This window comes from Brachybacterium paraconglomeratum (assembly GCF_003994255.1).
In the GTDB taxonomy this organism is placed as follows: domain Bacteria; phylum Actinomycetota; class Actinomycetes; order Actinomycetales; family Dermabacteraceae; genus Brachybacterium; species Brachybacterium conglomeratum.
In genome coordinates this window covers 389,815-409,726 of record NZ_ML133851.1, presented here as the reverse complement: position 1 = coordinate 409,726, position 19,912 = coordinate 389,815, and the positions used below count along the sequence as shown (strand labels likewise).

General features: G+C 73.4%; 19 protein-coding genes. 15 read left to right on the top strand and 4 right to left on the bottom strand.

Translation table 11 applies throughout. The annotated features are described in order from the left end of the window. Positions 1-393: 393 nt before the first annotated feature. The 11 genes from rpsB to DS079_RS01780 all read left to right on the top strand — a co-directional run bounded on the left by rpsB (position 394) and on the right by DS079_RS01780 (position 11,326). On the top strand, positions 394-1,296 hold the full coding sequence (rpsB, locus tag DS079_RS01830; protein ID WP_126984582.1) for a 30S ribosomal protein S2: 903 nt from the start codon (positions 394-396) through the stop codon (positions 1,294-1,296). A gap of 100 nt (positions 1,297-1,396) precedes the next feature. Continuing rightward, the gene (tsf, locus tag DS079_RS01825) at positions 1,397-2,221 is read left to right on the top strand and encodes a translation elongation factor Ts (RefSeq protein WP_126984581.1); all 825 of its coding nucleotides are present in this window, start codon (positions 1,397-1,399) and stop codon (positions 2,219-2,221) included. A gap of 146 nt (positions 2,222-2,367) precedes the next feature. Beyond that, positions 2,368-3,120: a UMP kinase gene (gene pyrH / locus DS079_RS01820; protein ID WP_062949160.1), complete on the top strand. Its 753-nt coding sequence runs from the start codon at positions 2,368-2,370 to the stop codon at positions 3,118-3,120. Between the two features lie 85 nt (positions 3,121-3,205). Next, positions 3,206-3,772 (top strand): ribosome recycling factor, encoded by a 567-nt coding sequence (gene frr / locus DS079_RS01815; RefSeq protein ID WP_010551359.1) that lies wholly within the window; start codon positions 3,206-3,208, stop codon positions 3,770-3,772. Positions 3,773-3,817: 45 nt separating this feature from the next. After that, positions 3,818-4,717 (top strand): phosphatidate cytidylyltransferase, encoded by a 900-nt coding sequence (locus DS079_RS01810; protein ID WP_126984580.1) that lies wholly within the window; start codon positions 3,818-3,820, stop codon positions 4,715-4,717. Further along, positions 4,714-5,988, top strand: coding sequence for a dual-specificity RNA methyltransferase RlmN (gene rlmN, locus DS079_RS01805; protein ID WP_010551361.1), 1,275 nt, complete (start codon positions 4,714-4,716; stop codon positions 5,986-5,988). Before DS079_RS01810 ends, rlmN begins: the two co-directional genes overlap by 4 nt. Before the next feature lie 109 nt (positions 5,989-6,097). Next, positions 6,098-6,646, top strand: a complete 549-nt coding sequence (locus tag DS079_RS01800; RefSeq protein ID WP_010551362.1) for a DivIVA domain-containing protein — start codon at positions 6,098-6,100, stop codon at positions 6,644-6,646. Beyond that, the gene (dxr, locus tag DS079_RS01795) at positions 6,643-7,848 is read left to right on the top strand and encodes a 1-deoxy-D-xylulose-5-phosphate reductoisomerase (protein WP_126984579.1); all 1,206 of its coding nucleotides are present in this window, start codon (positions 6,643-6,645) and stop codon (positions 7,846-7,848) included. The genes DS079_RS01800 and dxr overlap by 4 nt, the downstream gene beginning before the upstream one ends. Positions 7,849-7,850: 2 nt before the next feature. Next, positions 7,851-9,194, top strand: a complete 1,344-nt coding sequence (locus DS079_RS01790) for a M50 family metallopeptidase (RefSeq protein ID WP_126984578.1) — start codon at positions 7,851-7,853, stop codon at positions 9,192-9,194. Positions 9,195-9,309: 115 nt separating this feature from the next. Beyond that, positions 9,310-10,470, top strand: a complete 1,161-nt coding sequence (gene ispG / locus DS079_RS01785; RefSeq protein ID WP_126984577.1) for a flavodoxin-dependent (E)-4-hydroxy-3-methylbut-2-enyl-diphosphate synthase — start codon at positions 9,310-9,312, stop codon at positions 10,468-10,470. 4 nt (positions 10,471-10,474) lie between these two features. Next, positions 10,475-11,326, top strand: a complete 852-nt coding sequence (locus DS079_RS01780) for a GNAT family N-acetyltransferase (RefSeq protein WP_126984576.1) — start codon at positions 10,475-10,477, stop codon at positions 11,324-11,326. Positions 11,327-11,342: 16 nt separating this feature from the next. Here the strand turns inward: DS079_RS01780 and DS079_RS01775 are convergent, their stop codons facing one another. From DS079_RS01775 to DS079_RS01765, 3 genes are all read right to left on the bottom strand, one after another. Continuing rightward, entirely contained in the window at positions 11,343-11,924 is a 582-nt protein-coding gene (locus DS079_RS01775; RefSeq protein ID WP_126984575.1) for a hypothetical protein, read from the bottom strand. A 97-nt stretch (positions 11,925-12,021) separates the two neighbouring features. Continuing rightward, entirely contained in the window at positions 12,022-12,915 is an 894-nt protein-coding gene (locus DS079_RS01770; RefSeq protein WP_126984574.1) for a class I SAM-dependent methyltransferase, read from the bottom strand. Between the two features lie 95 nt (positions 12,916-13,010). Then, positions 13,011-14,489, bottom strand: a complete 1,479-nt coding sequence (locus DS079_RS01765) for a glycoside hydrolase family 15 protein (protein ID WP_126984573.1) — start codon at positions 14,487-14,489, stop codon at positions 13,011-13,013. Positions 14,490-14,636: 147 nt separating this feature from the next. On the opposite strand from DS079_RS01765, the gene DS079_RS01760 reads away from it, so the two are divergent. Further along, complete coding sequence (locus DS079_RS01760) at positions 14,637-16,421, top strand: proline--tRNA ligase (protein WP_126984572.1); 1,785 nt, start codon at positions 14,637-14,639, stop codon at positions 16,419-16,421. 22 nt (positions 16,422-16,443) lie between these two features. Here DS079_RS01760 and DS079_RS01755 read toward each other — a convergent pair whose 3' ends face one another. Next, positions 16,444-17,538: a DUF4439 domain-containing protein gene (locus DS079_RS01755; RefSeq protein ID WP_126984571.1), complete on the bottom strand. Its 1,095-nt coding sequence runs from the start codon at positions 17,536-17,538 to the stop codon at positions 16,444-16,446. Positions 17,539-17,665: 127 nt separating this feature from the next. On the opposite strand from DS079_RS01755, the gene DS079_RS01750 reads away from it, so the two are divergent. From DS079_RS01750 to DS079_RS17560, 3 genes are all read left to right on the top strand, one after another. Continuing rightward, positions 17,666-18,307 carry a ribosome maturation factor RimP gene (locus DS079_RS01750; protein ID WP_126984570.1) on the top strand — a complete coding sequence of 214 codons (642 nt, stop codon included), beginning with the start codon at positions 17,666-17,668 and terminating at the stop codon, positions 18,305-18,307. A 1-nt stretch (position 18,308) separates the two neighbouring features. Beyond that, complete coding sequence (gene nusA / locus DS079_RS01745; protein ID WP_126984569.1) at positions 18,309-19,295, top strand: transcription termination factor NusA; 987 nt, start codon at positions 18,309-18,311, stop codon at positions 19,293-19,295. A 159-nt stretch (positions 19,296-19,454) separates the two neighbouring features. Next, a complete protein-coding gene (locus tag DS079_RS17560; RefSeq protein ID WP_255351700.1) occupies positions 19,455-19,832 on the top strand; it encodes a YlxR family protein in 378 nt (125 codons plus the stop codon). The last annotated feature ends 80 nt before the right edge of the window (positions 19,833-19,912 follow it).

The window sequence follows — 19,912 nt, the reverse complement described above, 5'->3', positions numbered from 1 at the left end:
CGAGGACCCGGCGAGGACTCGCCGGGACGGAGGCGGCGCACGAAGGCCCCGCGAGGACTCGCCGGGACGGACGTGACGCACGAGGGCCCCGCGAGGACTCGCCGGGACGGAGGTGACGCAGGACGCGCGCGAGGAGGCGGCGGCGTCCGATAGACTCCACTCAGCATCCGGTCCGTCCGGATGACTTCGCGTGCCCACCAGGGCTCGTCGGCCATCGGTCCTTCCCGTCCCCGCCCCGTGCGGAGGCAGGTGCAGGGCGGCCGGCACCCGGGCACCAGGCCCCGCACCGACCGGTGGCGGGGGAACAACCGAGAAAGCAGGTCCTGCGCGATGACCGCGGACGCCTTCGGGCGCGCCGTGCGAGCCCAGGACCGGAGAACAGAGGACACCATCATGGCAGTCGTCACCATGCGCCAGCTCCTGGAGAGCGGCGTCCACTTCGGTCACCAGACCCGTCGTTGGAACCCGAAGGTCCGTCGCTTCATCTTCACCGAGCGCAACGGCATCTACATCGTCGACCTCATGCAGACCCTGTCGTACATCGACAAGGCCTACGACTTCGTCAAGCAGACCGTCGCCCACGGCGGCACCATCCTGTTCGTCGGCACCAAGAAGCAGGCGCAGGAGTCCGTGCAGGAGCAGGCCACCCGCGTGGGCATGCCCTACGTGAACCAGCGCTGGCTGGGCGGCATGCTCACCAACCTGCAGACCGTCTCCGCGCGCGTGAACCGCCTCAAGGAGCTCGAGCAGATCGACTTCGACGATGTGGCCTCCTCCGGCCGCACCAAGAAGGAGCTGCTCATGATGCGTCGCGAGAAGGACAAGCTCGAGAAGACCCTCGGCGGCATCCGCGACATGGGCAAGGCCCCCTCCGCCCTCTGGGTCGTGGACACCAACAAGGAGCACCTCGCCGTCGACGAGGCGCAGAAGCTCAACATCCCCGTCGTCGCGATCCTGGACACCAACTGCGATCCCGACGAGATCACCTACCCGATCCCGGGCAACGACGACGCGATCCGCTCCGTCACGCTGCTGACCCGCGTGGTCGCCGACGCGGTCGCCGCCGGCCTCCAGGAGCGTCACGCCAAGTCCACCGGCGGCGAGAAGAACGTCTCCGCCGTGGACGCCGAGCCGCTGGCCGAGTGGGAGCAGGAGCTGCTCAAGCAGTCCGAGGTCCAGTCGCAGGACGCTCCCGCCGAGGAGTCCGTCGCCGCCGCCGAGGAGAAGCCCGCCGAGGAGGCCCCCGCCGCGGAGACCTCCGAGGAGACCTCCACCGAGGCCCCCGCCGCCGAGTGATCCGCGGGCCCGGGACCGACACGTCGGTCCCGGGCCCCTCCACGGGGAGGCCGATCGCCTCCCGCCACCTCCCGAAGCAGCTCCCACAAGGAAGAGGAACATGGCCAACTACACGGCAGCAGACATCAAGGAGATCCGCGAGGCCACCGGCGCGGGCATGCTCGACGTCAAGAAGGCGCTCGACGAGGCGGACGGCGACAAGGCCAAGGCCGTCGAGGTCATCCGCGTCAAGGGCCTCAAGGGCATCGCCAAGCGCGAGGGCCGCACCGCCTCCGAGGGCCTCATCGCCTTCGACATCCGCGACAGCGCCGAGGGCCGCACCGGCACCCTCGTCGAGCTCAACTCCGAGACCGACTTCGTCGCCAAGAACGACAAGTTCGTGGCGCTCGGCGACGAGGCCGTGGCCGCCGCCGTCGAGTCCGGCGCCACCGAGCCCGAGCAGCTCGCCGAGACCCCCTTCGGCGAGGCGCTGACCAACGCCGGCGCCTCCATGGGCGAGAAGATCCTGGTGCGCCGCATCGGCCGCGTCTCCGGAGAGGCCGTCACCGAGTACATGCACCGCACCAACAAGGACCTGCCCCCGCAGGTCGGCGTGCTGGTCGCGACCGACGCGGCCGGCGCCGAGGTCGCGCGCGACGTCGCGATGCACATCGCCGCGTTCACCCCCGCGTACCTCAACCGCGACGAGGTCCCCGCCGAGCTCGTCGACAACGAGCGCCGCATCGCGCAGGAGACCGCCGAGAACGAGGGCAAGCCCGAGAAGGCGATCCCCAAGATCGTCGAGGGCCGCCTGAACGGGTTCTACAAGGAGAACGTCCTGCTCGACCAGGCCTTCGCGAAGGACCCGAAGAAGTCCGTCGGCCAGGTCGTCGAGGAGGCCGGCGGCACCGTCACCGGCTTCGTCCGCTTCCGCGTCGGCAACTGACGCCACCGGGCCGGGCCGGGCGCGCTGCGCGCCCTCCCCGCCCGCCGGCCACGTGAGCGTGGCCACCGCCCCGGGGGGCCCCCCCCCCGGGGGGGGGGCCCGCGCCGGTATCATCGCCGAGGACCCCGCGCGGAAGGACCCCTCCCATGACCCAGACGTTCACGTCCCCCATCCCTGTTCTGCCCAAGCGACAGGACGGGCGACGCGTCCTCCTGAAGCTCTCGGGCGAGGCCTTCGGCGGAGGCGCCGTGGGCGTCGACCCCGATGTGGTCTCCCGCATCGCGGCGGAGATCGCCGAGGGCGTGGCCCAGGGCGTCCAGTGCGCGATAGTCGTCGGCGGCGGCAACTTCTTCCGCGGCGCCGAGCTGTCCCAGCGCGGCATGGACCGCCGTCGCGCGGACTACATGGGCATGCTCGGCACGGTCATGAACTGCCTGGCCCTGCAGGACTTCCTCGAGCAGCGCGGGGTCTCCACCCGGGTCCAGACCGCGATCGAGATGGGCCAGGTCGCCGAGCCGTACATCCCGCTGCGCGCGGTGCGCCACCTGGAGAAGGGGCGCGTGGTCATCTTCGGCGCGGGCGCCGGCATGCCCTACTTCTCCACCGACACCGTCGCCGTCCAGCGCGCGCTCGAGATCGGCTGCGAGGAGGTCCTGATGGCGAAGAACGGCGTCGACGGCGTCTACGACGCCGACCCCCGCACCAACCCCGACGCCACGAAGCTCGAGCACGTCACCTACGGCGACGCGCTCCAGCGCGGCCTCAAGGTCGTGGACTCCACCGCCTTCAGCCTCTGCATGGACAACGCCCAGCAGATGATGGTCTTCGGCCTCGACACCCCGGGGAACATCACCCGGGCGATGCGCGGCGACCGGATCGGCACCGTCGTCACCAAGTGACACCGGCCCGCAGGTCGCGGCGCCCGGACGCCGCGACGTGCGGGACAATGGACCCGAACACCCTTCGACAACCGAGGAGCACCCCGTGAGCGACGACACCGCGAGCATCCTGAAGGACGCCCAGTCCAAGATGACCAAGACCGTCGAGGTGACCAAGGACGAGTTCACCGCGATCCGCACCGGCCGGGCGAGCGCCGCGATGTTCCAGGGGATCACGGTCGAGTACTACGGCGCGCCGACCCCGCTGAACCAGCTCGCCTCGCTGCAGTTCCCCGAGGCCCGCACCGTCATCGTCACCCCCTACGACAAGACGGCGATGTCCGCGACCGAGACCGCCCTGCGCGAGTCCGATCTCGGCGTGAACCCCACCAACAACGGCGACACCCTGCGCGTGGTGCTGCCGGCGCTGACCGAGGAGCGCCGCCGCGACTACGTCAAGCTCGCCCGCACCAAGGCCGAGGACGGCCGCATCGCGATCCGCGGCTCCCGCGGCAATGCGAAGAAGGCCATCGAGAAGCTGGTGAAGGACGGGGAGATCGGCGAGGACGAGGGCGCACGCGCCGAGAAGGACCTCGAGGCCCTGACCAAGAAGTTCATCGAGCAGGTCGACGAGGCGCTCGCCCTCAAGGAGACCGAGCTCGAGACCGTCTGAGCCGCGGAGCCACCGCCCCGCCGTGCAGACCGTGAGCGCTCCGCGATGAGCACCTCCGCGCCGGACCCCGCCGCAGCGACCGCCTCGACCTCCGTCGAGGCGGTCGCTGTCGCGCCGGAAGGCGAGCACGCCAAGCGGCGCGGCCCCGGCAGGAACCTCCCCGCCGCGATCGGCGTCGGCCTCGCGCTCGTGGCGGTGCTGGCGCTGTCCGTGCTGGTGGTGCCGCAGGCGTTCCCGGTCGTCGCCGCCATCGCGATGGTCGCCGCGGTGCTCGAGCTCACCCGGGCGCTCGCCCACGGAGGGCTCGAGGTCCCGGCCGTGCCGCTGCTGGTCGGCGTGATCGGGATGGTCGTCTCGACGGTCGTGTTCGGGGCGGAGGGGCTGATGCTCTCCACCGCCGCCGCGGTCTGCGTGCTGATCCTGTGGCGGGTCAGCGAGTCGATGGGCCTGACCGCCCTGCGCGACGTCGCCGGGGGAGTGTTCGCCCTGGCCTGGGTGCCCTTCCTCGGCTGCTTCCTGCTCCTGCTGATGCAGCGGGACCAGGGAGCCATGCTGGTGCTGCTCGCCGTGCTCGGCCCCGTCGGCAACGACGTCGGCGGCTACATCGCCGGGGTGCTCTTCGGCCGCCACCCGATGGCGCCCGGCATCAGCCCGAAGAAGAGCTGGGAGGGCTTCGCGGGCTCGCTCGTGCTCGGCACCGCGATGGTCACCCTGATCGCGGTGCTCGCGCTCGAGCTGCCCTGGTGGGTGGGAGTCGCGATCGGTGCGGTGCTGGTCGTGGTCTCCACCTGCGGGGACCTCGCCGAGTCCCTGCTGAAGCGGGACCTCGGGATCAAGGACATGGGGCACCTGCTGCCCGGCCACGGGGGCGTGCTGGACCGGGTGGACTCGATCCTCCTGGCCGCCCCCACCACCTACGTCATGCTGGAGGTACTGCTGCCATGAACGAGACCCCGCCTCGCACCCCTGCCGCAGGGACGAGCAACCCCGACCTCTCCCGCGAGGCCGTCCCCGGGCAGAAGGTCGCCCTCGCCCCCGGCCAGCTGCAGCTGCGTCCCACCCGTCGTGGGAAGCCGCCGGCGCACCTGGCCGATCTCACGCTCGAGGAGCGGATCGAGGCGGTGAAGGAGATGGGCCTGCCCGGCTTCCGCGCCAAGCAGCTCTCGGTGCACTACTTCGAGCACTTCACCACGGATCCCGAGGACCTCACCGACATCCCCAAGGACCTCCGCCAGCAGCTCGTGGACCGCTTCTTCCCGCCGCTGCTGAGCGTCGTCTCGCGCCAGAGCGCGGACCACGGCGCCACGCAGAAGTTCCTGTGGAAGCTGTTCGACGGCCCGATGGTCGAGTCCGTGCTGATGCGCTACAGCGACCGGGTCACCCTGTGCATCTCCTCGGAGGCGGGCTGCGGCATGAACTGCCCCTTCTGCGCGACCGGGCAGATGGGCCTGACCCGCAACCTCTCCACCGCCGAGATCCTCGAGCAGGTGCGCATCGCGAACCGGATGCTCGCGAGCGGCGAGCTGCCCGGCGGCCCCGGCCGCGTCTCGAACATCGTGTTCATGGGCATGGGGGAGCCGCTGGCGAACTACCGCCCCGTCGCGACCACCTGCAAGCGGCTGAACGCCCCGGCCCCGGAGGGGTTCGGGATGGGCGCCCGCCACATCACCGTCTCCACCGTCGGCCTCGCACCGGCGGTCCGCAAGCTCACCGCGGAGAAGATCCCGGTCACCCTCGCGGTCTCGCTGCACGCCCCGGACGATGCGCTGCGCGACGAGCTGGTGCCGATCAACACCCGCTTCGACGTCGACGAGATCCTCGATGCGGCCTGGGAGTACTTCGAGACCACCGGCCGACGGGTCTCCATCGAGTACGCGCTGATCCGGGACATCAACGACCAGGCCCACCGCGCCCAGCTGCTCGCCGACAGGCTGATCGCCAAGGGCGGGGCGCACTGGATCCACGTCAACCCCATCCCGCTGAACCCCGTCAAGGGCTCGAAGTGGACCGCCTCGGATCCCCTGGTCGAGAAGCGCTTCGTGGAGATCCTGCGGGACAACGGCATCTCCGCCACGATCCGCGACACCCGCGGCTCCGACATCGACGGCGCCTGCGGCCAGCTCGCCGCCGAGGTGATCGAGTCCGACGCCCACCGCGAGGACCGCGAGGCGCGCGTCGCCCGCGTCGAGGCGGTCGCCTCGGCCGTCGCCGACTGACGCTGCGGCCCGGCCCCGTCCGGGACCGCAGAGCCCAGCACGCCTCCCCGAATCGCCCCTCCCGCGCCGCTACAGTGGGACACCGACAGCACCGAGGAAGGACCACCAGGTGAGCACATCGTTCGAGCGTGTCTCGCGCTTCAGCGTCGGATACGACATGCGCGAGGTCGACGAGTTCCTCTCCCGCGCCCGCAAGGCCTACGAGGGTCGCGACCCGTCCTTCGACGGCTCCGACATCACGGCGGCGAGCTTCGGCACCGAGCGCGGCGGCTACGACATGCGCGTGGTCGACGAGGCGCTGGACCGCCTCTCCGACGCGTTCGCGCTGCAGGCCCGCGACGACGCCATCGCCGCCCAGGGCGAGGAGGCATGGGTCGCCCAGCTCACCGAGCGCGCCGAGACCCTCAAGGAGCGGCTCGAGCGCCCCGCGGGCGACCGCTTCGCCCCGGCCGCGCAGGGCGAGCCCGCCTACGACAAGGGCGACGTCGACGCCCTGTGCGACCAGCTCGTCGCCTACTTCACCGACGGCCACCCGATGAGCGTGGACGACGTGCGCCGCGCCGCCTTCGGCCGCCGCCGCGGCCCCGAGGGCTACCGCGAGGCCGTGGTCGACGTGTACCTCGACCATGTCGCGGACGTGATGGCCTCCGTGCCGTGACCGGCGCCGCCCCCCGGCGCCTGGTCCTGCTGGGATCCACCGGCTCCATCGGCACGCAGGCGCTCGACGTCCTCGCCCGCTACGGGGACGTCGCGACCCTCCACGGCCTCGCCGTCGGCGGCACCCGGCCCGGCCTCGTCGCCGAGCAGGTGCTCGCGCACCGCCCCGCCGAGCTCGTCGTCTCCGACCCCGCCCGGGTCGTCGCGGTGCGCGAGGCCGTCGAGGCGGCCTGCACCGCCGCCGGCCTCCCTGCGCCCCGGATCAGCGCGGGCGCCGAGTCGGTCGTCGAGCTCGCCGGGTCCCTCGGCGCGCAGGACGTGGTCCTCAACGCGATCACCGGCTCCGTCGGCCTGCTGCCCACCCTCGCCGCGCTCCGCTCCGGGGCCCGGCTCGCGCTGGCGAACAAGGAGTCCCTCGTCGTCGGCGGAGACCTGGTCACCGGCGCCGCCGCGCCCGGGCAGATCCTCCCCGTCGACTCCGAGCACACCGCGATCGCGCAGGCCCTGGCCGGGGTGCGCCACGACCAGATCGACCACCTCGTGGTCACCGCCTCCGGAGGGCCCTTCCGCGGCCGCACCCGCGCCGAGCTCGACGGCGTCACCCCCGAGCAGGCGCTCGCCCACCCCACCTGGTCGATGGGCCGGGTCATCACCACGAACTCCGCGACCCTGGTGAACAAGGCGCTCGAGGTGATCGAGGCCTGCTTCCAGTTCGACCTGCCGGAGGAGCGCGTGCAGGTGGTCGTCCACCCCCAGTCGATCGTCCACTCGATGGTCACGCTCGTCGACGGCTCCACGATCGCCCAGGCGAGCCCGCCGGACATGCGCCACGCGATCGGCTGGGCCCTGGCCCATCCCGAGAAGCTCCCCGGCCTCGCCGCCCCGCTGGACTTCTCCGCCGCCCAGTCCTGGACCTTCGAGCCCGTGGACGAGGACACCTTCGACGCGATCGCGCTGGCCCGCGCCGCGCACCGCGAGGGCGGGGGAGCGATGGCCGTGTACAACGCCGTGAACGAGGAGGCGGTCGACGCCTTCTTCGACGGGCGCCTCGACTTCCTCGACATCACCGGGCTGATCCGGTCGGTGCTCGAGCTGCCGACGCGGCCGCGCGCGGAGCGCGCCGACGGCGTCGGGGCCCTCCTCGAGCTCGAGTCCTGGGCACGCACCGCCGCGGCCGAGCTCCTCTCGGCCCGGACGCGCTGAGCATGCTGCTGTTCGCGCTCGGCGTCCTCGTCATCGCGGCGGGGCTCGCCCTCTCGATCGCGCTGCACGAGATCGGACACCTGGTCCCCGCGAAGCTGTTCGGGGTCCGCGTCACCCAGTACATGATCGGCTTCGGGCCGACGGTCCTCTCCCGCACCCGCGGCGAGACCGAGTACGGGCTGAAGGCCATCCCGCTGGGCGGCTACATCCGCATGATCGGCATGTACCCGCCGCACAAGGGCGAGCCCGAGGGCACGATCCGCGAGGACTCCACCGGCCTGCTCCAGCAGATGACGGAGATGTCCGAGGACGCGAAGGCGTACGAGTCCGCCCAGTACGGGCCCGAGGACGCCCACCGCACCTTCGTGGCGCTGTCGGTGCCGAAGAAGCTCGTGGTCATGCTCGGCGGGCCCACCATGAACCTGCTCATCTCCGTGCTGCTGATGGTGGTGCTGGTCAGCGGGATCGGCCTGCCCTCGGTGACGCCGACGGTGCAGAGCGTCTCCGAGTGCGTGGTCCCGGCCGACGCGCCGGCGGACGTCTCCTGCGAGGGACAGCCCCCGGCCCCCGCACTCGAGGCCGGGATCCGTCCCGGCGACGTACTGCGCGAGATCGACGGCGCCCCGATCACGCGCTGGGAGGACGTCACCGAGGCCGTCCGCGCCGCGGACGACCGCACGATAGAGGTCGTCGTCGAGCGCGACGGGCGGGAGATCCCGCTCGAGGCGACCCTCGTGATCGACGCCCGGCCCGTCCTGGACCAGGACGGCGCCGCGGTGCGCGACGCCGACGGGAGGTTGGTCACCGAGGAGGTAGGGTTCCTCGGCGTGGCCGGCACCCCCGACCTCGTCCCGCAGTCCCCGACCGAGGTGCCCGCGATGGCGTGGGACGCCTTCGTGCGCACCGGACAGATCGTGGTGACCCTCCCGGTGCGGCTGTACGAGGTGGGCCAGGCCGCCTTCGGCAGCGCCGAGCGGGACCCGGACGGACCGCTCGGCGTCGTCGGCGTCTCCCGCCTGGCCGGCGAGGTCGCCTCCGCCGACGAGCCCGGCTTCGAGCTGCGCGAGAAGGTCGGGACGATGATCTCGATGCTCGCCTCGCTGAACATGGCGCTGTTCGTGTTCAACCTCGTCCCGCTGCTGCCGCTGGACGGCGGGCACGTCGCCGGGGCGCTGCTCGAGGGGATCCGACGCCGGATCGCTCGGCTGCGGGGACGCCCGGATCCGGGGCCCGTCGACATGTCGCGGATGCTCCCGCTGACCAATGCGGTCGCGCTCGTGTTCATCGTGATGACGCTGCTGCTGCTCTACGCCGACATCGTCAAGCCGATCACGCTGTTCCCCTGACCGCACGGGGCGACGGACCCGCCGGGCTGTGCCTCCGGCCACGTCGTACGTGCAGGAGAGGTGGAGGTGTCGCACCTCGCCTCGCCAGAGCCCGTCGGCGGTCCATAATGGAGGGGTGACTTCCGTGAGCCTCGGCATCCCCTCCGTCAAGACGCCCCCGCCGGTCCTCGCCCCCCGGCGGAAGACCCGCAAGGTGAAGCTGGGCGACCTGTACGTCGGCGGCGACGCGCCGATCACCGTGCAGTCGATGACCACCACGCCGACGCACGACATCAACGCGACCCTCCAGCAGATCGCGGAGCTGACCGCGGCCGGCTGCGACATCGTGCGCGTGGCCTGCCCGCGCCAGGAGGACGCCGACGCGCTCGTCGCGATCGCCGCGAAGTCCCCGATCCCGGTGATCGCCGACATCCACTTCCAGCCCAAGTACGTCTTCGCCGCGATCGAGGCGGGCTGCGCGGGCGTCCGCGTCAACCCCGGCAACATCCGCCGCTTCGACGACCAGGTGAAGGACATCGCCAAGGCCGCGAAGGACCACGGCACCGCGCTGCGCATCGGCGTGAACGCCGGTTCGATCGACAAGCGCATGATGACCGGCGACCGCGTCACCCCCGAGGCCCTCGTCGCCTCCGCGAAGTGGGAGGCGTCCCTCTTCGAGGAGCACGACTTCCACGACTTCGGCATCTCGGTCAAGCACAACGATCCGGTGATCATGGTCGAGGCCTACCGCCAGCTCGCCGCCGAGGGCGACTGGCCCCTCCACCTCGGCGTCACCGAGGCGGGCCCCGCCTTCCAGGGCACGATCAAGTCCTCGGTCGCCTTCGGCATCCTGCTCGGTGAGGGCATCGGCGACACCATCCGCGTCTCCCTCTCCGCCCCGCCGGTGGAGGAGGTCAAGGTGGGCAACCAGATCCTGCAGTCGCTGAACCTCAAGCCGCGCAAGCTCGACATCGTCTCCTGCCCCTCCTGCGGCCGCGCCCAGGTCGACGTCTACACCCTCGCCGACGAGGTCACCGAGGGCCTCAAGCACCTCGAGGTCCCGCTGCGCGTCGCCGTCATGGGCTGCGTCGTCAACGGCCCCGGCGAGGCGCGCGAGGCCGATCTCGGCGTCGCCTCCGGCAACGGCAAGGGCCAGATCTTCGTCAAGGGCGAGGTCATCAAGACCGTGCCGGAGGCGGACATCGTCGAGACCCTGCTGGCCGAGGCGAACCGCATCGCCGCCGAGATGGGCGAGGACGTGCCCGCCGGCGGCGCCCCCTCCGTCTCCGTGGGCTGAGGCCGTGTTCCGGCGGGGCGGGCGCCTGCGCGCAGTGCGCCCCGGCACCGTGGACGCGGCGCTGGTCCTCGCCCTGCGGGACCCGGTCACCAACGCGCTCGGCGGTGCCCGGCTGCGGGAGACCGCCCGCTCCGCCTCTCTCGCCCAGGAGTTCTCCCTGGTGGGCGATGACCGCCTGCCCGAGGGCGTGCTCTGGCACGGGGTGAACCTCTCGCCGCTGTCCGCGACCCCGCGCGCGCTCGACGAGTTCGGGACGCATCTGGCGGGCAGGCCGCGCCGGGCCAGCTCGGTGGTGGGGGAGCGGGCCGCGATCGAACGGCTGTGGGAGACCCTCGGCCGCTCCTGGGACCGGGAGGTGCGCGAGCACCGCTGGAGCCAGCCGCTGCTGCTCGCGGACCCGCCGGCGCTGATGCCCTCGCTGCCCGGCGCGGGACTGCGGGCCGCCGAGCCGCAGGACGCGGCGGCCGTGTTCCCGGCCGCGGTGGCGATGTTCCGCGAGGAGGTCGGGATCGATCCGCTGCTCGGCGACGGCGGCCGCTCCTACCGTCACCGGGTGGGGGAGCTGATACGGCAGCGCCGCACCTATGCGGTGGTCGAGGAGGGCGAGGTGCTGTTCAAGGCCGATGTCGGCGCGCTCTTCGGCCCCGTCGCCCAGATCCACGGCGTGTGGGTGCGCCCGGACCGTCGCGGCCACGGGCTGGGCCGCACCGCGATGGCCGAGCTCGTCGCCCAGGTGCGCCGCGACCACGCCCCGCAGGTCTCCCTCTACGTCAACGACTTCAACGAGCCGGCCCGTCGCGCCTACGCCGCCTCCGGCTTCCGTCAGGTGGGGGAGTTGGCCACGCTCCTGTTCTGAGCCCGCCGCGCCGTGCTCAAGAGCGGGCGGCGACCGACCGCACCGGGGCGGGGACGAGGGTGCAGAACACGATTCCGTAGAGCGCCGTGCACGCGGCGAGCGAGAGCCCGGCCACGGCCCGCCCGGTGGCGGGGTCGAGCGCGCCGACGGCGATGAGCACCAGGGCGCTCCCCGCACCGAGGATCCCCAGCACCGAGGTGACCAGGTGCAGCCACGAGCGCTGCACGCGCAGGAACAGGGCGAAGTGCGCGGCGACGACCACCGCGACGGCAGGCATCACCAGCTCCCCGAGACCGGACCGTGCCAGGAGCAGGACGGTCACGAGGATCCCGATCACCTCGACCAGGGCCAGAAGACCGGCGGTGCGGCCGGTGACGATCGGCACCGAGGGCGCCGAGCGCGGAGCGTTCCGGGCAACGGGTGAGCGGTCGCCGGCACGGCGCATCGTCGCTGCGCCGACGATCACTGCGAGGCCCAGCAGGGCGAACAGCGCCGCAGGCGCCGGGGCGGCCTCCACGGCGTTGGAGGCCCAGGCGAGCGTCATCACGCCCATGAAGAGGGCGAGGGGACGGAGCGGGGAGCGCGGGGTCGAGGTCATGGCTCCATCCTCCTCGCTGCATGCGCCCCACTGCGACGCCCCGGGTCACGAGATCGCCATGACAGCTGTCATGAGTGCGCCGCCTGCCCCGAACCGCTCAGCCGTGCCCCGGGGACCCGGGACGGTGGGCGGTCAGCACGTACTGCAGCGCGAGCCGGTCGGGGTCCTCCCGGAGCCGGTAGCGGTCGCCCTCGCGCACCATCAGATCAGGCCACGGGCACCAGGCCGCGAACGGGACCTCCTCGAAGGAGTCCAGCACCAGGCCGGCCTGCAGCAGCGCGGTGAGGATCTCCCCGATCGAGTGGTTCCACTCGTGGCTCACGGTGTGGGTCATGCGGGGCGTGCCCTCGGGGACCGGGACGTAGCTGCCCTCCTGGTCCCAGGTCATCGGCTGCTCCCGCTGGAAGTAGGGCTGCTCGATCCTCAGCCCGTCGGAGACGTCGTCGCCCACCGCCATGAACATCGGGTGGTCGTCGCGGATCAGGAAGCGGCCGCCCGGCCGCAGCAGCGAGGCGACGACCCGTGCCCACGCCGCGACGTCGGGCAGCCAGCACAGCACCCCGATCGAGGTGTACACGAGGTCGAAGTCGCCCGTCACCGCCTCCCGGGCGTCGTACACGTTCGCCTCGACGAACTCGATCCCGGCCCCGGCGCGGTCCGCGATCTCCCGGGCACGGGAGAGGGAGCCGGGGGAGAGGTCCACGCCGACGGTCCGGCGCGCCCCGAGCCGGGAGAGGCTCACCGTGTCCGTGCCGAGGTGGCACTGGAGGTGGACGACGTCGAGTCCGGTGAGGTCCCCGAGCCGTCCGCGGTCCTGGGCGACCTCGGGGCTGATCAGCGAGGGGTCGGCCACGAGCTCCTCGATGCCGTAGCCGGAGGCGACGTGGAGCGCGGCGCGGTCGTCCCAGTTGGTGCGGTTGTCCTCGAAGAGGCGCTGTCGTGCCGGTGCGTCGTCGGCGCCGGTGCGGTGGGGCGTGCCGGTGGTGTCCATGCCGGGCACGCTAGGGCACGCCCGGGCCGGGGTGCCAGCGAGTTATCGCGCCGCCCCGGTGCGCGGCGCGGAGCGCGAGCGCGTCGGTGCGCTGCTCAGGCGGCGAGCGCGTCGAGGGCCAGCAGCGTGTTCGCGGCGGTCCAGGCCAGCGGCGCGACCTGGGCCGGGCGGCCGTCGTGCAGCACCTTCTCGGGCAGGGAGCCCTGCTCGGTGCGGTGCGCGGCGAGCCAGGAGAGGATCTCGCGAGCGGCCCGGTGCTCCCCGGCCCGGGCGAGGCCCAGGCCCAGCAGGCTGGTCGACGGGGTCCAGCTGATCCCGTCCTGCTTCCAGGCCGCGCCCGGCGCGATGCCGCCGGCGGGCCGGGACAGCTCGCTCCGCAGCGCCCCCAGGCGTGCCGGATCGATCATGCCGTGCAGGCCCGTCGCGTCGAACAGGGCGAGTGCGGAGTCGGCGCCGCCGCCGTCGCGATAGCGCTGCCAGCCGCCGCGCCCGAAGGTCCCCTCGAGCAGGTGCGCGAAGACCTTCGCCGACTCCTCCGCGCCGGTGGAGCCGGTGAGCTCCGCCCCGGCGCGCAGCCCGGCGAGGGTCGCTCCCGCGCCCCACAGGGTCGCGGCGCCCTCGCGCACCTCCCAGTAGTCGGGGGAGGCGGGCGGCAGCGCGGTCCCGCCCGAGGTGGCGTGGTGCAGCGCCGCGAGCGAGGTCGTCACCAGCGGTGCGAGCCGGTCGGCGACGGCCCCGCCTCCGGCGCCCGCGGCGGCGACCGCCTCGGCGCTCGCCCACAGGAGCAGCCCCGTCCCGTCGAACTGCGGGGCACGGCGATCGGGGGCGCGGTCGGTGCCGGGCACGTAGCGCGCCTCGAACCAGCCGTCGGCCTGCTGGAGGTCCTGGAGATGGGCGAGCACGTCGGCGGCGCGATCGACCGCGCCGATCCGGGCCAGGGCGACGGCGCAGAACGCCGCATCGCGCGGCCACACGTACCGCCAGTTCGCGGTCCAGCCGGCGACGGGGGCGGGCAGGTCGTCGTCGAGCACCCAGAGGTCCGCGAGCGCGGTGTCCGCGAGGTCGACGAGCAGGTCGGCGTCCCCGGCGGAGCTGCTCGTCCCCGCGGCGGAGACCTCGGCCCCGGCGGGGGAGCTGCCGACCCCCGTGGCGGAGCCGCCGCCCTCCGTCAGCCGTGCGCGCAGCCGTTCGCGCCAGGCGGCGGTCCGTGCGACGAACTCCGCGGCGCGGTCCCGGGCGGGCGAGTGCTCCGGCAGCGCGGCGGCGAGGCGGGTGCCGGGGCTCAGGGCGAGGTCGGGGGCGCAGCCGCCGACGAGCACCCGCTCGCCGTCGGCGCCGACGGCGACGGTCCCGGCGTGCAGCGGGATCTCGGTGCGCGGGTCGACGGCGCTCCAGGTCGAGCGCCCTGCCGCGACCGCGCCGGCGCCGAGCGCCCCGAGCACGCCGAGACCGGCGACGGCGCCCGCGCCGCGCAGGAGCCGCCGTCGGCTCGGAGGACCGGCGCCCGCCGGTCCTCCTCGTGCCTCGCGCGCCGCTCCCGCCGCGGCGGTGGCCTGCCGCTGTCGTCGCTGCATGCCGTCAGCGTACCGACGGGCCGCAGCAGCGCCGCATGCACGTCCGCAGCGTCACTCCTCGCCGCGTCGGGACCGCGCCGACCAGTAGCATGGCCCCGCGCGGCCCATCGCCGGCTCGCGCCCCCTCGCATCCCGAAAGGCCGCCCCATGCTCCGTCTGTCCACGCTGTTCGTCCGCACCCTGCGGGAGGACCCGTCCGACGCCGAGGTCGCCAGCCACAGGCTGCTGGTGCGCGCGGGCTACATCCGCCGCTCCGCCGCCGGGGTGTACACGTGGCTGCCGCTGGGCCTGAAGGTGCTGCGGAAGGTCGAGCAGATCGTGCGCGAGGAGCAGGACGCGATCGGCGGCCAGGAGGTGCTCTTCTCCGCGCTCCAGCCGCGCGAGCCCTACGAGGCGACCGGCCGCTGGGAGGAGTACGGGCCCACGCTGTTCCGGCTCCAGGACCGTCGCGAGGACGACTACCTCCTCGCCCCCACCCACGAGGAGATGTTCACCCTGACGGTGAAGGACCTGTACTCCTCGTACAAGGACCTCCCGGCGATGCTGTACCAGATCCAGACCAAGTTCCGCGATGAGGCGCGTCCCCGCGCGGGCCTGCTGCGCACCCGCGAGTTCATCATGAAGGACGCCTACTCCTTCGACGTGGACGATGCCGGGCTCGACGCCTCCTACGAGAAGCAGCGCCTGGCCTACCAGCGCACCTTCGAGCGCCTCGGCCTGCCCACCGTGATCTGCCAGGCCGACGCCGGCGCGATGGGCGGCTCCCGCTCCGAGGAGTTCCTCCACCCCACGGAGGTCGGCGAGGACACCTTCGTCGTCTCCGACGGCGGCTACGCCGCGAACGTCGAGGCCGTCACCACCCTGCCCCCGGAGGCACTGGACGAGGCCGCCATCGCGGCCCTGCCCGCGATGCACCTGGAGGACACCCCCGGCGCGAGCACCATCGCGAAGCTCACCGACCTCTCCAACGAGGCCTTCCCCGGGAAGGGCCGCGTCGCCGAGGACGGGCAGTGGACCCGCCACGAGATGCTCAAGCACCTCGTCTACCTCCTCACCCACCCCGACGGCACCACCGAGCCGCTGGTCATCGCGCTGCCCGGTGACCGCGAGGTCGACCCCAAGCGCCTCGAGGCCGCCGTCGCCCCCGCGATCGCGACCGCCTTCACCGACGAGGACTTCGCCGCGCATCCCGTGCTGAAGAAGGGCTTTATCGGCCCCGAGGGCCTGGGCCTGGAGGCGCCGTCCGGGATCCGCTATCTCGTGGACCCCCGCGTCGTGCCCGGCACCTCCTGGGTCGCCGGCGCCGGCGAGAAGGACAAGCACGCCTACGACCTCGTCTACGGCCGCGACTTCACCTCCGACGGCACCATCGAGGCGGCCGAGGTGCGCGACGGCGACCCGGCGCCCGACGGCTCGGGCCCGCTGCGCCTGACCCGCGGCATGGAGATGGGGCACATCTTCCAGCTCGGCCGGAAGTACGCCGAGGCGCTGGGGCTGAAGGTCCTCGACGAGAACGGCAAGTCCGTGGTCGTGACCATGGGCTCCTACGGCATCGGCGTCACCCGCGCGGTCGCCGCGATCGCCGAGCTGAACCACGACGAGAAGGGCCTGGTCTGGCCGCGGCAGCTCGCCCCGGCCGACGTGCACATCGTCGCCACCGGCAAGGACGCGGCCGTCTTCGAGGAGGCCGAGCGGGTTGCCGCGGAGCTCGAGGCACGCGGCCTCGAGGTCCTCTACGACGACCGGCCGAAGGTCTCCCCGGGCGTGAAGTTCAAGGACGCCGAGCTGCTGGGCGTGCCCACCTCCTTGGTGATCGGGCGGGGCCTGGCCGAGGGCACCGTCGAGGTGCGCGACCGGGCCAGCGGCACGATCCGCGAGGTCTCCCCGGCGGAGGTCGTGGGCGCCGTCCTCGCCGAGGTACGCGGGGCCTGACCGCGTCCGTCCGCGGCGGCGCTCAGCCGTCCGCGGGCGGCGGGTCCTCGGCGACCAGGCCCGGCAGCGGGTCCATCCGGTCGACCCGTCCGGCCAGCAGCTCCGCCTCGGCCAGGGCCGCCGCGATGGACAGCGGCCGCCGCTCGAAGGGCGCGGCGCCCGTGAGCGCGAGATGGTCCAGCAGGAGCCCCTGGGAGAGCGTCGTCGGGAGCGTGCCGGCGGTGGCCTCGTCGAGCTGACCGCCGGGCAGCCCGTAGACCGCCTGACGGACCACCACGGGTGCGCCGTCCTCCTCGGCGACGGCGGCGAGCTGGTCGGCACGGGTGCGGTGCAGCTCGGTCCGCGCCAGGTGCGCCTCCCGCTCCTCGCCCTCCGAGCGCGCGGCGAGCACCTCGTGGACGTAGCCCGCGTACCACTCCTCCTGCTGGGCCCGCTCGATCGCGCTGCGGTAGTCCTCCTCCGCCCCGATCGAGGGCGGATCCGTGGCGGGCACGTCGCGGCGCGGCACGAGGTCCTCGGCCGACGGGGAGGCGGGCACCTCTCCCGTCCCCGACGAGGTGCGCAGGCGCAGCGCGATCCAGGTCGAGTGCGCGGCGAGCGCGGAGGTCGCACGTGCGAGGGAGCCGGAGACCTGGCGGGAGGCGTCGGCCGCGAGGTCCCGCAGCTCGACCAGGACGGCGAGCAGCGCAGGGAGGTCGTCGGGGACGTCCGTCGGGTCGGGCGCCGTGGTCGCCTCCGGATCGGGGTCCTCGGACGCCTCGACCTCCCGCTCCTGCTCCGCCCCGGTGAGCAGGGCGCGACGCTGCACGGGCAGCGCCGCGACGAGCACGGTGAGGTCCGCGGCCAGTGCCGGGTCCCCGCCGCTCGAGGTGCTCGTGAGCGCCTCGGCCCCGGCGATCGCCCGCTCGAGCAGGGCCAGCAGGTCCGGGCGGTAGAGGTCGTCGATGCCCGGCGGGGGAGGGGTGTACTCCTCGGGGCCGCCCAGGGCGATCCGTCCGCAGCCGCCGAGCGTCCCCGCGCCGAGCGCTCCCGCCGCGAGGGCGAGGACGGAGGTGCGCAGCAGGCGCCGCCGGCCGAGCAGGGCAGGGAGATCGGAGGGGCGGAGGGAGTCGGGCACGGGAGGATTCTCGCATCCGCGTGCCCCGGGACAGCGCGGACGCCGCGCGGACACTATCCTGGTGCCGACGCTCAGGGGCACGTCCCGGGCGGCGAAGTCACCCATATGAGCAGGAGGCGATCAGTCCATGAGCGCACTCGAGGACCACACCGACCTGCGGGAGGCCGCCGCCGCCGTGCTGGACGCCCACGGGCTCGTGCTCGAGGAGGTCGAGCTGGGGCGCGAGGGCGGGATGCCGCGCCTGCGCCTGGTCGTGGACCAGCCCGAGGACGAGCTCGGCAGCGCCGACCTCGACACCGTCGCCGAGGCCTCCCGCGAGCTGTCAGCCCGGATCGACGCCGACGACTCCCTGCTGGGCCCCGAGCCGGTGCTGCTGGAGCTCACCACCCCCGGCGTCGAGCGCGCCCTCACCGCGCCCCGCCACTTCCGCCGCAGCCGCGGCCGCCTCCTCGCCCTGCGCACCGCCGCCGGGACCGAGCACCGTGCCCGGCTGCTCGCCGTCGACGGCGAGACCCTGCACCTGCGCCAGGAGCCCGGCCGGGACGACCGCGGCCGGCCCCGGAAGCTCCCCGCCGGCACCGCCGAGCGCCTCGCGCTGCGGATCGACGAGCTCGACGCGGCACGGGTCGAGGTCGAGTTCGACCCGCCGGAAGACCTCGAGCAGCTGCTGGCCGACGCCGCCGCCGACCTCCCCGGGGCCGGCCTCGCCGCCCCGGACACCACGACCGCCGAGAACACCGCGGGGACCACCGCGACGAAGGAGAGCTGAGATGGACATCGACATGGGTGCCCTGCGGGCCCTCGAGCGCGAGCGCGAGATCAGCCTGCCCGTGCTGCTGGACGCGATCCGCTCGGCGCTGCACGCCGCCTACCTGCACACGGACCATCCGGTCCGCGACTCCGAGGTGCTGATCGACGAGCGCACCGGCGAGGTCGCCGTCATCGCCCGCGAGCGCGACGCCGACGGCGTGGTCCTCGAGGAGTGGGACGACACCCCGGAGAACTTCGGCCGCGTCGCCGCGAGCACCGCGCGCCAGGTCATCTTCCAGCGCATCCGCGACCTCGAGGACGACGCGGTGCTGGGCACCTACGCCGACCGCGAGGACGACATCGTCTCCGGCATCATCCAGCAGGGTCGCGACCCGCGCATGGTGCTGGTCGATCTCGGCGAGGTCGAGGCCGTCCTGCCCCCGCACGAGCGGGTGCCGGGGGAGGACTACTCCCACGGCCGACGGCTGCGCGCCTACGTCACCGAGGTCCGCCGCGGCCCGAAGGGCCCGCAGATCATGCTCTCGCGCTCCCACCCGAACTTCGTGCGCCGGCTGTTCGCGCTCGAGGTGCCCGAGGTCGCCGACGGCACCGTCGAGATCGCCGGGCTCGCCCGCGAGGCCGGCCATCGCACCAAGATGGCGGTGCGCGCCACGGTCCCGGGCGTGAACGCGAAGGGCGCCTGCATCGGCCCGATGGGCGCGCGCGTCCGCTCGGTGATGAACGAGCTCGGCGGCGAGAAGATCGACATCGTCGACTTCGACGAGGACCCCGCGGCGTACGTCGCCGGCGCCCTCTCCCCGTCGAAGGTCTCCTCCGTCACCGTGATCGACGAGGTGGGCCGGGCCGTGCGCGCCGTGGTCCCCGAGAACCAGCTCTCCCTGGCGATCGGCAAGGACGGGCAGAACGCCCGCCTGGCTGCGAAGCTCACGGGCTGGAAGATCGACATCCGCCCCGAGGGCGGGGGCGAGGTGCCGGCCGAGGGCTGAGCTCCGCGCGGCCCGGCGTCCGCCGCCGATCCCCGGGGCACGAGCCACGGGCCCAGGGGCCCGCACCGCGGGGCCCGCGGGACGCCGAGGTGTGTCGCACGCCTCCCCGCTGCGGCCCGGGACGCACCCGTCCGCTACACTGGGGAGGCTGTTCGCCCAGTGGAGACCGCGATCGACCCCCGTCGACCGCCCTCCCGTCCGGGCGGAGGCGCTCGGAACGGAGGAGGTCGCGTCATCGCACGCTCCACCGCACACCGCCCCGAGCGCACATGCGTCGGCTGCCGCCAGGCGGCTCCGCGCGAGCAGCTGGTGCGACTGGTCCGGGAGCCCGCTCCCGATGGCGTCGTCCCACGCGTCCGCGTCGATCCCACGGGATCGGCGCCCGGCCGCGGGGCATGGCTCCACCCCGACGCATCATGTCTCGACCTCGCCCTGCGGCGAGGCGGCCCGGCCCGGTCCTTCCGCGGCAGGGTCGACACCGGGCTCCTCGCCCGGGACCTCGAGGCCTTCGAACCCACCCGTACGTGGAACAGGTAGAAGCACCCATGGACATCCGATGAGTACTCACTCATGAGCACCCTCAGGAACTAATGGTCCGAGCCCTCTTGTCGGCCGGA